General features: G+C 51.4%; 14 protein-coding genes. 5 read left to right on the forward strand and 9 right to left on the reverse strand.

Features of this window, described 5'->3' with window-relative positions; translation table 11 throughout:
- Positions 1 to 982 precede the first annotated feature (982 nt).
- The 3 genes from IEX74_RS22325 to IEX74_RS22335 all read right to left on the reverse strand — a co-directional run bounded on the left by IEX74_RS22325 (position 983) and on the right by IEX74_RS22335 (position 4,062).
- The gene (locus IEX74_RS22325; RefSeq protein ID WP_188816314.1) at positions 983 to 1,975 is read right to left on the reverse strand and encodes an IS110 family RNA-guided transposase; all 993 of its coding nucleotides are present in this window, start codon (positions 1,973 to 1,975) and stop codon (positions 983 to 985) included.
- A 226-nt stretch (positions 1,976 to 2,201) separates the two neighbouring features.
- Positions 2,202 to 2,537 (reverse strand): hypothetical protein, encoded by a 336-nt coding sequence (locus IEX74_RS22330; RefSeq protein ID WP_188816315.1) that lies wholly within the window; start codon positions 2,535 to 2,537, stop codon positions 2,202 to 2,204.
- 355 nt (positions 2,538 to 2,892) lie between these two features.
- Positions 2,893 to 4,062, reverse strand: a complete 1,170-nt coding sequence (locus IEX74_RS22335) for a DUF6056 family protein (RefSeq protein WP_188816316.1) — start codon at positions 4,060 to 4,062, stop codon at positions 2,893 to 2,895.
- A 372-nt stretch (positions 4,063 to 4,434) separates the two neighbouring features.
- On the opposite strand from IEX74_RS22335, the gene IEX74_RS22340 reads away from it, so the two are divergent.
- A complete protein-coding gene (locus IEX74_RS22340) occupies positions 4,435 to 5,820 on the forward strand; it encodes a hypothetical protein (protein WP_188816317.1) in 1,386 nt (461 codons plus the stop codon).
- A gap of 582 nt (positions 5,821 to 6,402) precedes the next feature.
- Here the strand turns inward: IEX74_RS22340 and IEX74_RS22345 are convergent.
- Both IEX74_RS22345 and IEX74_RS22350 read right to left on the reverse strand, forming a co-directional pair.
- Positions 6,403 to 6,624, reverse strand: a complete 222-nt coding sequence (locus IEX74_RS22345; protein ID WP_188816318.1) for a hypothetical protein — start codon at positions 6,622 to 6,624, stop codon at positions 6,403 to 6,405.
- A gap of 148 nt (positions 6,625 to 6,772) precedes the next feature.
- Positions 6,773 to 7,990, reverse strand: coding sequence for a RepB family plasmid replication initiator protein (locus IEX74_RS22350; RefSeq protein ID WP_188816319.1), 1,218 nt, complete (start codon positions 7,988 to 7,990; stop codon positions 6,773 to 6,775).
- A gap of 776 nt (positions 7,991 to 8,766) precedes the next feature.
- Here IEX74_RS22350 and IEX74_RS22355 point away from each other — a divergent pair.
- Positions 8,767 to 9,525, forward strand: coding sequence for a ParA family protein (locus IEX74_RS22355; protein WP_188816320.1), 759 nt, complete (start codon positions 8,767 to 8,769; stop codon positions 9,523 to 9,525).
- Positions 9,526 to 9,542: 17 nt separating this feature from the next.
- Positions 9,543 to 9,902, forward strand: a complete 360-nt coding sequence (locus tag IEX74_RS22360) for a hypothetical protein (RefSeq protein ID WP_188816321.1) — start codon at positions 9,543 to 9,545, stop codon at positions 9,900 to 9,902.
- 379 nt (positions 9,903 to 10,281) lie between these two features.
- Here the strand turns inward: IEX74_RS22360 and IEX74_RS22365 are convergent, their stop codons facing one another.
- Both IEX74_RS22365 and IEX74_RS22370 read right to left on the reverse strand, forming a co-directional pair.
- Positions 10,282 to 11,028 (reverse strand): recombinase family protein, encoded by a 747-nt coding sequence (locus tag IEX74_RS22365; protein ID WP_229755423.1) that lies wholly within the window; start codon positions 11,026 to 11,028, stop codon positions 10,282 to 10,284.
- Between the two features lie 702 nt (positions 11,029 to 11,730).
- Positions 11,731 to 12,417: a hypothetical protein gene (locus tag IEX74_RS22370; protein WP_188816322.1), complete on the reverse strand. Its 687-nt coding sequence runs from the start codon at positions 12,415 to 12,417 to the stop codon at positions 11,731 to 11,733.
- A gap of 214 nt (positions 12,418 to 12,631) precedes the next feature.
- Between IEX74_RS22370 and IEX74_RS22375 the strand changes: the two genes are divergently transcribed.
- Positions 12,632 to 12,868, forward strand: coding sequence for a helix-turn-helix domain-containing protein (locus IEX74_RS22375; protein ID WP_188816323.1), 237 nt, complete (start codon positions 12,632 to 12,634; stop codon positions 12,866 to 12,868).
- Between the two features lie 262 nt (positions 12,869 to 13,130).
- A complete protein-coding gene (locus IEX74_RS22380) occupies positions 13,131 to 13,952 on the forward strand; it encodes an alpha/beta fold hydrolase (protein ID WP_188816324.1) in 822 nt (273 codons plus the stop codon).
- A gap of 296 nt (positions 13,953 to 14,248) precedes the next feature.
- Here the strand turns inward: IEX74_RS22380 and IEX74_RS22385 are convergent, their stop codons facing one another.
- Both IEX74_RS22385 and IEX74_RS22390 read right to left on the reverse strand, forming a co-directional pair.
- The gene (locus tag IEX74_RS22385; protein ID WP_188816325.1) at positions 14,249 to 15,019 is read right to left on the reverse strand and encodes an alpha/beta hydrolase; all 771 of its coding nucleotides are present in this window, start codon (positions 15,017 to 15,019) and stop codon (positions 14,249 to 14,251) included.
- Positions 15,020 to 15,125: 106 nt separating this feature from the next.
- A partial coding sequence (locus IEX74_RS22390; RefSeq protein WP_229755424.1) for a hypothetical protein occupies positions 15,126 to 15,360 on the reverse strand: 235 nt, incomplete at its 5' end.

Consider the following 15,360-nt stretch of genomic DNA (forward strand, 5'->3'; position numbering starts at 1 on the left):
TATCATAACAGGCTATCAGACGAACGAACAAGACACAAAGCATTGCTAGGTGACGTCTTAGACGCAACCGAACAAGTAATCCAGTGGCCTTGAGAAGGCCGGAACGTGCAATAGGTAGCGGCTGGTAGTAGAGCGGGAATAAAGTGGACGTATGAGACCAGCGACTCAGATCCGACATCAAAGTAACTAAATTTATTCATATATTATATATTTAATATATTTAAGTCTCTGTCTATGACCACAATATTTTTACAGAAGATTAAATTATCTTCTTTTTAGTGGGTACATACAAGAAACACCAGGGTGCATCCAACTATTTATAGCTGCTTTTTGTGGAGTAAGCAATAGTACTTCGGATCACAATCCGGTACTTCACAGCCCGCTAAATACACCTTACCGTGCTTGACTTGGGCTAAGAGCCGCTTCCCCAGCAGACTATAGATGATCGAAATCAGTTAATCCGTATACCTTGCTACACAAGCCAGGGACTTTCCCGCTTGGTACTGTAATAGCGACAGGATCCCGGAAAGGTTAGAGTCAGGTCGGTGAACGTGGCTTGTGTTACCGTAAGCCTTTGCTTCGGTAACCGATCTACTTGACTTCGAGTTGATAGTGTCCAACAGGAACAGCGAGCAAGCGAAAGCGGTCTGCCATATTCGTTGTGGCTCCATCACCACTATGCTATCGTGTTTGAGCAGGATCGTGGTACCGACAAAGCTGTGGAGTCGTGTGACTAGCCACTGCTGGCCCTTGACCTGGTGCACGTAAGGACCAGACAAGCCCCGCGAGCAGAAACCGATTTATGTAAGAAGTGAGGTAACAAGGTAGATAAGTAATAGGCGGAGATTTCCCTCACTTGCAGTAAGAGAAAGATAGTTGCTTTTTTCAAAGGTCTATGAATTAGATAAAAGCTAGAAACAGGCTAATATATCATCATACCCGGATCTTGGGATTCTTTTCTTGACACGAACTGTGTTAAAAGTCAAGGATTGAGAGCAAGTTTTGACGAAAAATCAGCTTGGTAGGGTACCCCCGATTTGATAATGGCGAAGGCTTGCTTGAGCAACTTATTACAGACCGCAATCAGGGCAACTTTGCCGTTCTTTCCTTTAGCCACTAGTCGATCATAGAGCGCCTGACACGCCGCATTTGACTTCTTAGCGGAGAAGCTGCACATGAACAGCTTGCCGCGGATCAAGCCGCCACCCATCTTGGTGATGCGCACTTTGCCGCGGATGCTGGTGCCGGAGCTGTGTTCCCGCGGCGATAAGCCGGCCATGGCGATGAGTTGGCGGTAATTGTTCAAGCGGGTAAAGCCGCCAGCAAATAAGAGCAACATACTAGCCGTCTTACGCCCAATGCCTGGAATGGAGCACAACAGCGTGATTTCCGGCCCAAACCGCTGTTCGAGCAAGAACAAGAGTTCATTCTCCACCGCCTCAACTTGTTGGGTTAGGGCTTTCAAGGTTTGTTGAAGGCGTTTCAACGCCGTCTTGCTGATGATGGGTTGTCGCTGCAAGGCCTCCAAGGCGTTACTGACCATCGTTTTCTGCTTGAGCAACTGCTCAGTAACTTGCTCCAGCTGGCGACATTCCACCAGCACCTGCTCATCGGGCTGCCAGCGGGAGACCGGTTGTTGCTGGCCGTAACGGAGCAGCCATTGGGCATCCTTGCGGTCACTTTTGCCTTTACTCAAGTGCATCTGGATAAAGCGCTTGATGACCAAAGGGTTGAGCACGGCCACTTGCCCACCTTGCTCGTGTAGGTAGTAGGCCAGCGCCAAATTGTAGGTACCGGTAGCCTCCATCACAAACAAGCACTGGGCGCCACAAGCCTTCACCAATTGCTGAAAGCCCGCTTTGCTGTTGCTGACTTCCAAGTGCTTGAATTGCTGGTCAGTGGCCTGATAACACACCGCCAACGTAGCCTTACTCACGTCGATACCAACAACGGGGAGGGAGAGTGGAGCAACCATACCAAGTAGGAGTTGAGGTGAAATCAAGAAGAAAGGAGTTCTAGGAAATCTTTTGCTATCCTAATACAGGCTCTCGGGCCTCACGGAACTGTCCAAAGTAGTCCTGGAAAAAGAAGGGGATTGTCATGTCAAACGGGCTTGCAGTAGCCCCATAATCGATGAATCTTGTTCCTTCTTTTTCCTTTCAGCAGCCCTAATGAAGGCTAGTAAGCGAACATAGAATGTTCTAACTAGTTGTCTTTCGCGGGGTTAGTCTTTCTCCCGCCCAATCATAACTCAATGGTTTTCCTCCTTTCTCTGGTTTCCATCCCAGTTGCTGTGCTTGTTGAATGATCAGGGCGGCCTCTCTGGGCTTGATGAGCTGCAGGTTCAACTGGCTGACCTGCGGAAACGCTACCCAGTAGGCGTTGACGTCCGTTTCAAAATAGACTTCAATCTTGCTACCTTGACAACCTGCTTGTTGAGCGACAAAAACATTATAGCCATCATTCGGGCTTACCAACCAAGTATATCGGATGCCCTCTAGCGTGATTGATCGAGACTTCTTCTTGGATAGTGCCATCTAAAGAGGCTTGGCTTATACGGTGTTTTTTGAAGACTATACTTCTTGCTTGATATGACATAAGGTTGCTTCGAAGACACTTCTTACTGCAATGCTAAAATGATTATTGAGCGAGAAATTGTAGTATACAAGTTCGACTTTGTACTGTATCAACAAGCAACTTATTCCTTATCGGGTGTTGTTAAGCAAATAGGATAAATCCCCCGGATCAGTGACCACCCAAGCCAAACTGGTCATGACAATGTGTTAACACCACGTAAAAGTATCAAAAACGATCGCCGTGCAGACTCCTGAAGCTAAGGAGGGAATGTGCGAGCGAAATCGGGCTTCCTTAGGTATTTAACAACACGCTCAACTAGAAAGCAGCCCGGTTATTTTGCTTCGGGTCCGTACGTACGGAATCCAACCCGAACCAACCAGCCGTCTGCCAGTTTATGTAAAAATGGTAGTAGGGTCGAATGTCATACCCGTGAATCAGAATGTGACGCGGCGTAATATTGACCATAGGCGCTATCGTCAGCTTCGTTTTTGGTTGTTGGGCGGCACGGCGGAACAAGGTATAACGGGCTTGCCATTGCTGGGCGTACTGGGGCGCCTCCAGCGTCCATTCCAACCAGGCTCGCCAACTAACCAGCGCGATCGTAGCGGTCAAGTAAAGGGCAATGAGTAAGCGTGCGGAATGCCCCAGCGGAACGGCAGGGGCCGTCATCGGTAGCGCGGCCCAACAGGCCACCGGCCAGCCTAGTAAGAGCCACCATAACAAGACATTGACCGCTCGGGTAGGAATCGTGGCCTCCCAGATAAACGCGTAGGGTAGACACCCCAGTACGACGCCGATTAGAAGAAATGCGGTACTAAGCAACAGGGGAAATGCTAGGCCGCGTGGCCGGCCCGGCAACAAACGTACGCCAAGGGGGGCTAGCAGCAACGGCAACAAAAGGACGCTATTGAGACTAAAAGACGGAAAAACCAGCCGCACAGCTTTCACGAGGCGGCGGAATGCTTGCGGCAAGCTCGTAGCCGGAGCGGAATCTACTCGCATGCGCACATAATTGCCAGGGGCACTTAGGCCCACCAAGCCAACTACGAGTAGTAGTACCCCCAGCCCGAACCAGATGCGGGCACTGATAGCTTGGCGCCGGTACAGGCTGACGGCAAAACCCACCAGGATCAGCCATCCTAGCAACACAATGTTTAGCTCCGTGGAGCCTGCCGCGGCCAGCGTGCCGATACCCGCCACGAGCAGCCAGCGGCGGCGGCTACTCGCGGCGGGGGCCCGTTGCGCTTGGTCGACTGCCAGGGGTACCACCACTAACAGCAAAGCGGGCAACTGATAAACGGCTACATCCGTGAAGTAATACACGGCAGAATATACGTCCGGCACGATCGCCAAATAGAGCAACGTGAGTCCTACTGCCAGCCAACCAGCGGTAGCGCCGGCGAGTTGGTTGGTAGTTAAACGCCGTAATCCCAGCCAGAGGATTCCTAGCTTGGAACCTAGTCCAACCAAAATCGGCAGGGCCATATTTCCCAGCCAATTATAGCTCAACGGATTCAAGCCCGTTTGCAGGAGATTACAGAAGAATCGCCCCGACCACGTAAAATAAAGCCGCTGGCAGGCACCGCCTACGCCGTACTCTCGGGCTAACTGCCCAGCCGAGTAGTCGTCAGAATAGGGCTGATTATAATAGATTAGGGCTAAAAAAGGCAGGAAGGCGAACAGGATTCCAGCTTTTACTAGTGGCCAAAGGGCGTGATTTCTACTTGCGAGCGGCATTAGAGCGTACGTTGAACGATCAAAAATACGATAAACCGATCCCGTGGTGGTCCTGCCGGGAGGACTAGTTTTTCTGGTTCTCCGCGCCATCCGATGCGTTAAACAGCCATCTTACAGGTCATGACTCAACCTTTCGTATCCCAGTGGCCCTTCTGGCGCTCTAGCGGCTGGTGGTTTGGCAGCACATTCGGGCTCTTCTACCTGTACCTGCATTATTGCGCCTCCGGGACGACGGAATTCCAGTACGATGCCCAGGCCTATTGGAACCAAGCGTACCAACTAAGCGAAGGCCATCTGCTGGGCGAGCGGGTCCACGGCAGCAGCTTGGCACTACTTTATTACCCAGCCGTCTTGATGGTACGACACGCCGGGCTTACGGACACGGAAGTAGTCCAGCTGATGGGTGCCGCAATGGCGGCTCTACTCTTTGGGGTGGTCGCACCGGCATTGTGGCAGACGGTTGTGGTCGGGTCATCCCTGAGCGGGTACCGCCGGGGTATTTTTGTGGGGTTAGGGTTCCTGTTCTGGCGCGATTACTTCCGGTTCCCCTTGTCCGATTTTCCAGGCCTACTGGCCTTGTTAGGAGCGCTTCTAACTGCTAGCCGAAGTCATCGCCGTCTGCCCGGACTGGGGTGGGTGCTAACCAGCGGTGTTCTATTGGCCTTGGCCGTGAACCTGCGGCCCATCTACTTGCTCGCCGTACCGGCCGTGGTGGGCGTAGTCCTCTGGCATAGAACGGCGGTAGTGAGTAGGCGCGCGCTCGTGATCAGCTTACTGGTACTGTTCAGCGGTTTTAGCGTGGCCAGCTTGCCGCAACTGCTGCTTAATATCGATCGGTTTCATTCGTATAGCCCGCTGGTAGACGGGGGCGGCCTACTATTATGGCAGTTGAATAAGGGCTTAGTTATTCAGAAGTATGAAACCAATGTAGGGACTGGGTATCCGGTGGCACAAGTTATTTTCCGGGATGTAGCGGGTCAGGCGCTGCTAAGCCATGACTCGCTGCTAGTTATTCCCTCGCGCCGCGCGTACCTTCTGTTTGCCATGCGACATCCGGTGGATATGATAGCCCTATACGCCCGCCACTTGTTTAACGGGTTAGATGTCCAGTACACTTCTCCCTATATCGTTCTGGTCCAACAGTCGACGGTCGGCTTAGCGCTCGTCAACTATACGCTGCAGTTTGGGTGCTTGCTTCTTTTATTTTCTAGGAGGGCCGGCAACCGGCTGACCACAACGCAGGGTCTGTGTCTGCTCGCCGTGTTGCTTCCGTGCGTGCTGGTGGCCCCTTTTGCCATGGAATGCCGCTTTTTGCTTGCGCTGCATGTATTGCTTTACGCCGTTCTCTGCTTTGGGTGGCCGGCGGGCGGGCCTTGGGTCAGCCTAGCACCACCCGTTCGGTGGCGTTTAGTAAGCGCCTATGTGCTGTATATGCTGTTGTGTTTGGCACTATCATCGGCTACCCAGGCGACGCTGGTTGGGCAGCCGAAGCTCTTTCAACCCTGAACCATCCGTCTCAAATTCAGCGGCACTTGGCGGTCCTACATTAAGCGGATAGCAGAAGGACGTACCTTGTTTCTGTGGACCAAGGCCCTCCACCTAGCTTCCGAGAGCCGTAGCACGCAAGCGGCCGGTCGTTACGCATCCCGTCCTAAGGCAGTTCTACCCCTAGCAGCAGGCCCAGGTCATGGCTGAAGTGAGATAATGGCAAGGTAGTGCGCGACCCAGCAGTGCACGAAAGCACGCCTGCTGACCTCGTCAGCCGAGTGCTGCGCCGCTCTAAAAAGAGAACACACGAACTTGATACGATTTATAATACGATAGCTCATCTACCGGCTCGTTGCTGTTCTAACCGGTACGAGCAGTAGTCCTGCAGTAACTAGGGTTGCATACAGCACAAGCCATCACATGCCGCTACCACTTTCATTATTTAACGAAGGTAACCTGCTGAAAACAGGTAGTGGTAAGTAAAGTGCTTCTTACCTAAGTTCGAGATAAAGCTTACGGAGCAGTTGCGCCAATCCTCCAATAAGGTCTGATAATTAAGCATTATTGTAGCTTATCTGGACCAAAAAAGGGCTTGTCGTACTAGCTAGAGTTGAGTTGCTTCAGGAAGGTCTCCCCCTCATAGATAGGAATTTCTAAGTTGCTGCTCTTTTTCAATAAACCGGCGGCATACGCTTCTGCCTGCTGAAGAGAACTGAAGTAGAGAAAGGGCATCTCCGTTCCAGAAAATATGGTTTGAGCATCTGAATTCAGGACGTGCCCGGTCGAGCGCTGACAGACCAGTAATTTGTAGGCTTGTAGCATGCAGGTGGAAGTACTAGACCCTATTTACATTTCATCTTCGTTCTGATAATGCGGTCGTATCAAGACCTAAAACAACGGTCTAGATCGCATAAAAAAGTACAACTTTGTATAGGGATATTTTTGCTTTTTTATACTGAATAAGCCTCTGTTATTCAGTCTTTTGGTACAAGTTAGGGAAGTTGGTTTTCAACAGATTCAATGTGCTAGCTCCTAAATTATCAAAGTGCCTGCTTTTAGTCTCAAAGTCACGCAGTAGAGGAAAAGTTAGCTTCAAGAGCTTTTCTAGCTGTGATGCATCATGGTTGAGTATCTGAAGTACTTTTTTGATCTGTGCCTCAGTAAGCTGAAGTTTGCGTAATCGGCTGATGACTCGATCTACTAAGGATGTTGGTTGCTCGCCGTGGGTTAATTGCTTAGTTATGGATGTAGGCTCAATGCTAACTGAGGTACCAAGATCTTCTTGGTCATGGTACTTAATTGTAAACTCGATACTATCTACAGCCCGACCTTTCTTGTTCTCTGTGTAAGCTATCTCAAAGTTCTTCGCGTTCAGCTCAGCAATGGACGGTTTAAGCACTTTACTACGATAATCAGCAAACTGCGTATAGGTGCCCTTACCTGTAGTGATATTGCGCAACTTTTCCACAGTTACCGTAATTGGAGAACGAAATTCCCAGCTTTTCAACAGCCAGTAGAAGCGAATAGTATTGACGTTAGATAAACTCATCAACTCAGCCACATGGCCTAAAGTGTACTCTCCAGCTAGATGCAATAAGTAAGGCATTGCAGTCTCACTAAACATACCTACTAGAATACCTTTGGTACCATCGTAGCGCATGCCTTGCACTAATGAGATGACATGACGCTCCTTCTTACGATTTACCACTGGCAGTTCTAGACGTACCGACATGAGGTTATCGATAGCGGCATTTAAAAGATCATAGTTACGGCCACCCATTGCACCTGGCTTCTCGCCCATCAGATCTTCTAGTGAAATAACAATTTGCTGCGGCTTAGTATCAATCTTGTGCAAGCAACGCAACATGAGAATAAAGATCTTAGCTTCTAATAAGGTTAAAGCAAGAGGTGCTTCGATTAGATAATTATGTTGAGCTACAACCGAACGCTTGCGACTTTTAGTTATTAGTTCCTGCACGTTCTCAGGTGTAGTTGGTTCCTGAGCGATAGATTTTGGGACACTGATAGGTTTAGGGACACTTCCTTTAGCGGCCTGAATAGCAGCATAAGCCAACTCTTGGGTGTCAAAATAACCCAGATTACGCTGCATGCCATCAACTCTTAAACGAGCTTTCCACTTGTTCCTTGACTTATCGTACGTGGTCCCTTTATACTGATTATCAGGCATTTAAATTGAAGTAACAGTACTAACGAAAGTAGTAAGAAAAGTTGATAGTATCGTTGTGATTCTATCAAGTGTCATACGTTTTCAAACGGACTTCATTCTTGTTTGAAGCTGTCCCAAAACGGACTTCATTCTTGTTTGAAGCTGTCCTTAAAGGACTTTATTCTTGTCCCAAAGGACTTTATTCTTGTCCCAAAGGACTTTATTCTTATTTCAAGCTTATAACGCATTGGTTTTCAACAAGAAATGGCGCTTTAAATATTTAAATACGATTCAATAGATGTTTTGAATAGAGTTCAGTCTTTTTAGATTTTGACTTTAGAGTTAGCACATACATACAACTGGGTTATGTTACAGGCATTAATTAGGTAACATAGAGGCAAAACAGTTTTGACTCTTGGTCGAATTTGAATTCTATCGCGCTTTGAAGGTTGGAGTCTTATTAAGATAAATCAAGCCTAGTTATAAGCAGATTATGCTTCGCAAAAAGGCGGGATCTATGTATGTACATTATTATTATATAGTCAAAAAGAGCAAATATACTTAAACCTGATTTTATTAATATTATTTCTATCGTATAGATAGGTTAGTAGGTTATTTCGTTGCTGCAACAAAAACATCCAATTACTATATTGAAATCTAGGTGCTTAGAGGGCAGGTTATAAAGGTATAGAATTCATCTATTTCATCAAGACGATCTTGATGAAATAGATATAAAAGATAATCTTGTTTATCTTGATTTAATAGATTTTCTTTATAGGATAGACAATATAGATACGATGGAAGTATTCACATTTGCGCTTCGGAAAGGAGGCACTGGTAAAACCACTTCTGTTTGGGCAGTGGGCAACTGCTTAGCACAGTCAGGATATCGCGTATTGATGGTTGATGCGGATGCACAAGCTAATCTTACGCGGTGTTTACCACCCGTTGATTATAGCCAGAACTTAACCTTGGTCGTGGATGGGAAGGCCACACTGCCCGACGTGATGAAGCCGGTAGGTAATAACCTGTGGTTGGTGGCAGCTACCGAATCGTTGGTTGTTGCCGAAAAGGTGCTAGGGGCAGACTTAGCATATCCATTGCTTCTCAAGAAAGCAATCAAAGGTTTGGCCAAGCACATCGACTATGTCTTAATTGATAGTCCACCCTCACCTAACTCACCTTTAACAATTGCTGCCTTGACTGCTTCTACTAAGGTATTTGTACCAGCACAACCAGAGGTGTTCAGCTTCGATGGTGTACAAAGCTTGCTAGAACTGACTGAGAAGATCCAGGACAGCTACAATCCCGAGTTAGCAGTAGGAGGAATTTTCCTGACTAAATACTCACCGAGCTACCGCCGGAGTCTTCACCACGCTTTTGTCAAAAAAATGCGTGAAAAGTTCGGTAACCTCGTAATGGAAACCTCTATTCGTGACAACGTAGCTATTGCCGAAGCGCAGGTGCAGCGGCAGTCCTTATATCAAGCTGCTCCGCAGAGTAATGCATTGGTTGATTATGAGGCACTAACCCGGGAAATCATAGCTAGATCATAAAGATAATCTAGCTATTCTTGACTTTCAAGAAAATCAAGATCATCTTCCTTATCAAGATAAAAATGGCGGTAAAATCGAAACCTGATCTCGACCAACTAATTCCAACGAGTTCGCCCGACGACCTCTTATTAAAACCTAAAACACCAGCAGTAATAGGGACTTCGCTTCCAGGTGCATCACCGACGGAAATAACTAAAATTAAATACTCTAGTATTCTGCCCTCGGATGTATGGAAGCAACTGCATCAGCTATCCTTTTGGGACCGCAAAGACCTAAGTGTTATTATAGAAGCCGCCTTGATAGAGTACTTCAAAGAGCACCCAGATGCACAGCGTGAATTACCAGAAGAAGAGAAGCGTCGGCGTCGGCTGCTTTAACATTCAATGTTTGTTGTCTTGATACTAGGGAATCGCGGGCCAGTTACGATCCATTTGTTGACTGACCGCCTGAGGAGAGCAGCGCCTGAGGAACGTTCTAGAAACATAGCATTCTGGGGAGCTTTCCCGCGGAAAAGCCACCTGGAACCCTGATTGCAAGGCGAAAAGCAAGCAAAAGCGTACCGAATCCGGTACAAAACCGCCGTTTTCGGCCCTTTTTGCACGCCCATTCTCACGAATCTTTCCTCAACTACAATATAATCAATAGTTTAACCTGTTTTCGTGCCGTTTTCGCAACACTACTGGGCGGTAGCCCCACGACTCGCGCAGCGCGTGGCCTGCAATTGCACCTCAAAAAGCCCGATATCTGCAATGGTTACTAGCTACCGGCTGGGTCTTCTTGGGCCCGCTGGGCCAGGCGTTGCACCTGTTTGTGGGTGAAGCCACAACCCCGCCGCGTGCGAAAGCCTAACCCCTCCAATTCTTGCGCAATCTGGTTGTAGCTATGCCCCTGCCCCAGGCGGGCCAGGATCAACGCCGTCGCCTGGCGGTTACCCTCGTGCTGGCGGGCATTGCGCTGGCGGGCGACCTGCCCTTGGGCCTGCGCGGCCACCGTCAGGTTCTGGGGAGAACCGAGCTGCTTGCCCTGCTTCTTGAGCACCTGCAGCGCGCGGCGGGTACGCTCGCTGATCATATCGCGCTCCTGCTCGGCCAGGGCCGCGAAGATGTGCACGGTAAACTTATTGGCTTGCGGCTGATCACAGGCCACGAACTCCACCCCCGATTCCATCAAGGAAGCAATGAAGGCCACATTGCGACTCAGCCGGTCGAGCTTGGCAATCACCAGCACCGCCCCGCGCGCTTTGGCCAGCTGCACCGCGGCGCGCAGCTGGGGCCGCTCCGCCGTCTTGCCACTCTCCACTTCCACGAACTCCCCCCACACGGCTTCCGCCTTGACGAAGGCCCGCACCATCTGCTGCTGGGCCGTCAGACCCAAGCCACTCTTGCCTTGTTGCAGGGTACTGACACGGTAGTAGGCTACATAGGGCATAGGCAAGTAGGGCAGGGGAGGAGAGAAGAAGGTCGAAATAGTCGAGTTCTCCTCAAAAGTAAGCTTCTTGGACATTATGTAAACGCTCCTTTACATAATGTCCAACCCCGCCAAAATCCTTGGGTTCGCGCCCTGTCCTGCGAGGAAACAGCGCTTGCTCGGTAGCCGCTGGTCCCCTCGGGGACGCCCGCCCGATTCGAGAAGAAGCGACCCGCCAAGCGGTAGGGCAATTGCCCGAAAGCACGCGGGCAATTGCCCTACCAGTCCGAAGAGGTAGTGGCTCCGGCTAAAAAATGGGTGAATTATTACCGAAAAGAGGTTAAGGAGCTGATTACCAGAAGTGATTGCCAGAAATATTATTACTTATTCCACATGGCATAGCGCGCCCATTGCCAAGGGAGCAATTGCCAGGATGGAAATTGCCGGGAATATATGCGCAGCCGGGTACCTGCGAAAACCCGCATTCCGCCGCGTGGAGGCAGTTTGTTGGCAATTGCCAAGGGAAGACGAGCAATTGCCATTCTCTTGTTGCCGCTGTGTCCACACAGCCCTACTTAAACCAGTCGCCAGTCTGGGGGAGGAGCAATCCACGGCCTAATAGAGCAGCGCGGGGAGAAATCGGGGAGCAATTGCCACTATGGAAATTGCCCAGAATATAAGCACTGCTTGATCGCCCGCAGAAGCCCTTCCAGAGGCTGTGAGGCCAGGTTTATTGGCAATTGCCTCTGCCACGTGCCACCATGAGGACACGTGAGGCTGGCGTACGTACGGAGTGGCCTATTCGTAGAAGAGCGTCTGAAAGAAAGTGGGCAACACGGCCAAATCCAGGGCCGGGGCGAGAGCCTGTTGCTGAAATTGCACGGTCACGCGCTGCGCCTCCGGCGTGGGATGTACCACCAGTAGGCGTTCCTCTTGCAACCATTGTAGATGCTGCTGGAGCGTGCGCCACGACTTCGCTGTGTTCTCCTGCAGCCACAGCTGCAAGCCATCAGGGGTATAAACGCCGTCATAGGTGTTGGAGTGGCCCAGAAAGGCGAGGCTTACTACCTCTTGAAAGCACTCTGGTGCCCCCTTGGGTGGCCAGGGATACGCAATCGCTTGGTAGGCCACCTGCATCAGCCACTCCTCGCTCATGTCGTCAGCTTCTGCCCCGGGCTCGGGCAGCAAGATGGGACGCCAGGACGGCAGACCCGTGCTCTGTTGCCACTGTAGGTGCACCCGTTGCTGCAATGCCGGCAGCAACTGCTCGGTCTCGGTGCTGGACAGGCGGTGCTGTTCAACTAAGTAAAAGCCGTCACAAGGGGCAAACACGTACGCCCGCACACGCCCAGCTTCGTTGCGCTCGACAAAGAGACAATAGTCTTCCGTCTGGTGGCAGAAGATAATCTGGTGTGCCGCCAGGAAGTCAGCAGAGAATGGCAGGGGCGTGTCAAAGGGTACCAAGGGGGAAGCAGGAGTAGCCATGGGGTAGCGAAAAGGAAAGGTTTTCAAGCAAGAGCGGTTTCGGCCACCCCAGCAGACGATCTAGGAGAAGCGCAGAACAGCAAAGAAGAGCAAAATCGGAAGGGGTACTGCCAGCAGCCGGTCCCTATCCTTTGTGGCTCAAGGTACAGGTTATTTTGCTAATGTGGACATATAAGTCCACATGCGAAGCCGGCACAGGCCAGAGCTTGCGGAGGTGAAGAAAGCCGCCATTCGTCAAGCCTTTGGCACGCATCTGCGCCTGCTCCGTGAGCAACGAGGCTGGAGTCAACAAGCGCTGGCCGATGTAGCGGATGTGGCGAAAAAGACGATTTACCGCCTGGAGACGGCTCAAACCTCGCCCACGTTGGAGGTGCTGGCCTGCTTGGCGGAAGGGTTGGAAATACCCTTGCGGGACCTCGTGGATTTCTCCGCAACGGAGTCGCGTGCTTGAGGCATATGCTGTAGGGCGCTGTCTCTGTTCTGTGAGCGAAAACAGCGCAGATAGTCGCCTTGGGTTCTCTGAACCACTTTCTTAGTGGGAGAAGTAACGGAGGAGTCTGGCTAATGTGTTAAGATTGAGTTAAATAGCGTAATAATCGGACTTCTTACGGCTGAGCTGGGTAGGCGAATGCGTAGTTTCGCCTACCCAGCTCATCAGGCTTGTTCCAGGTGACTGGATTGTCGCTTTTTTCACTCCCTTATCAGCCAGCTCTATGAATAAAATCACGGTAACCGACGGTACGGAAATCTACTACAAGGACTGGGGCACCGGCCAGCCGCTGGTCTTCCATCATGGGTGGCCCCTCTCCAGCGACGACTGGGATGCCCAACTGCTGTTCTTCCTCAACAAAGGCTACCGGGTGATTGCCGCTGACCGCCGCGGGCATGGGCGCTCCTCGCAACCCGCCACCGGGCACGACATGGACACCTACGTAGCGGATATCATCGAACTGGCCGACCACCTCGACCTAAAGGATGCCGTGCACATCGGCCACTCAACTGGTGGAGGCGTGGCCATTCGCTACGCCGCTCGTGCTGCCCACGGCCGCGTCGCTAAGGTGGTGCTCATCAGCGCCGTCCCCCCTTTGATGCTCCAAACCCCGGCCAATCCCGACGGCGTGCCGATAGCGGTCTTTGATGAGATCCGCGAAGGCACGGCGACCAACCGCGCCCAGTACTATCAGGATTTTACCCTGCCTTTCTACGGCTACAACCGTGAGGGTGCTCAGATCAAGCAAGGCATCCGCGACAACTGGTGGCGGCAGGGCATGAGCGGGGGAGCCAATGCGCACTACTTCGGCATTGCTGCCTTCTCGGAAACGGATTTCACCGACGACCTGAAAAGTGTGGAGCTGCCGGTGCTGGTGCTGCATGGCGAGGACGACCAGATTGTGCCCTTTCACCTGAGCGGAGCCAAGTCCATCCAGCTCCTGCAGCAGGGCCAGCTGATTTCCTATCCTGGCTTTCCGCACGGCATGCCCGCCACCGAAGCCGCTACTATCAATGCCGACCTACTAGCCTTTATTCAGGCCTAGTACCGGGCGTATCTTCTCTAGAACAAGCCAAGCAGCGCTGCTTGGCTTGTTCGATGGACTACCGTCTGCCCTGCGCGACTGCCGCGCAACGCGTGCCGTCACCCACATCGCCCTTAGCAAGTGGTAGAGGCGAGCGCCAACGCGAAAGGAAGAAAACAAAGTAACAGCCCAGTCTCACTCCCAAGTACCCGTACGCCGTGGGAGGGTCTTTTTTCCACTATTTTGGCCTTCTTCCGTCTCACAAGTTGAGGGCAGTACCTCAACTTGCCCTGTCTTCTGCTGGAAACGCACTTTAATCACTGCTGTTCATACCAGTCGAGAATGTAGTCGGCGACCTGCTCCCACCCCGGTTCCCCACAGAGGAAATGACTTTTGCCTTCGAAGATCTTGACCGTCACCGGACTCTTCTCATCGGTATAGCGGCTGGCAATCTTCCGGGTCAGCGGGGCGGGGAAAATATGATCGCTACCGCCCCCAATAAACAACAAGGGAACATGCGGGCGCTGGAAGTCGATCTTGGAAAAAGGATGCAGCACTAATTGGCGACTGACCTTGTAGCTTTCCGGTACGGCCAAGGCCGCAAAGGCTTTCTCTTTCTCGGCCGCCGGCAGAGTATTGAAAAAGGCATAGTTGTACCAGTTGCGACTACCCATAAAATACTTCTTCCACGAGAAAAAGCCAAAAGCGGGCAACACCGTTTTTAGGGTCTGAAAAGGCGGGAACACATTCTTCGGTGGGGCGCCATCAATACTGACACCCGCTGCGGCCTTTCCCATCTCTACCAATTTCAGCGTGGCCATTCCGGCCATCGAGTGGCCAATCAGTAAGGGCTTCTCAGGTAAGGTGGTTAAGAAGCGAGCAAGGGTCTGGACAATATCGATAAACCCGGTTTTAACCAGGTCCGGATGCACGCTTGCTCGCAGCGCGGCCGGGTCGCCCTCGTGGCCCGGGTTGGCCGGCGCGTGCACAGTATAGCCCTTCTGTTCATAGTAGCTTTTCCAGTTGGTCCAACTGGTGTTGTTCACAAAGTTGCCATGCAGCAGAACGATGGTTTTCGAGCGGGCCATAACGAGCTAGGTTTAGAAAGGGAGAACGGTCGATTCCTCTTCAGTAGTTGCGCAACCCGGTGCGCAATGGCCGCGCGGTATACGCCCTACCCGGCTACGCCCGCCACTAAGAGCCGGGTTGCCCGGCAGTCGGGGCGAACGAATGCGTGGCTGGGAGCCGGCTTAAGGGCTTTCCTTTCCGGTCGAAGTAGCTGACGCTAATGCCGTCCGGGCGACAGGTCAGCCGGCCAAAGTTGTCTTCCGAAAACACGGCACTGGCGCCGCCCACCTGGTACTCGTTTGGGTGGTCCTTCGGCACGCGCAGGGCTCCGTCGAGTTGAAAGTTGGTGGCGCGCATGTGC

The organism is Hymenobacter cavernae (assembly GCF_014641455.1).
Taxonomy (GTDB): domain Bacteria; phylum Bacteroidota; class Bacteroidia; order Cytophagales; family Hymenobacteraceae; genus Hymenobacter; species Hymenobacter cavernae.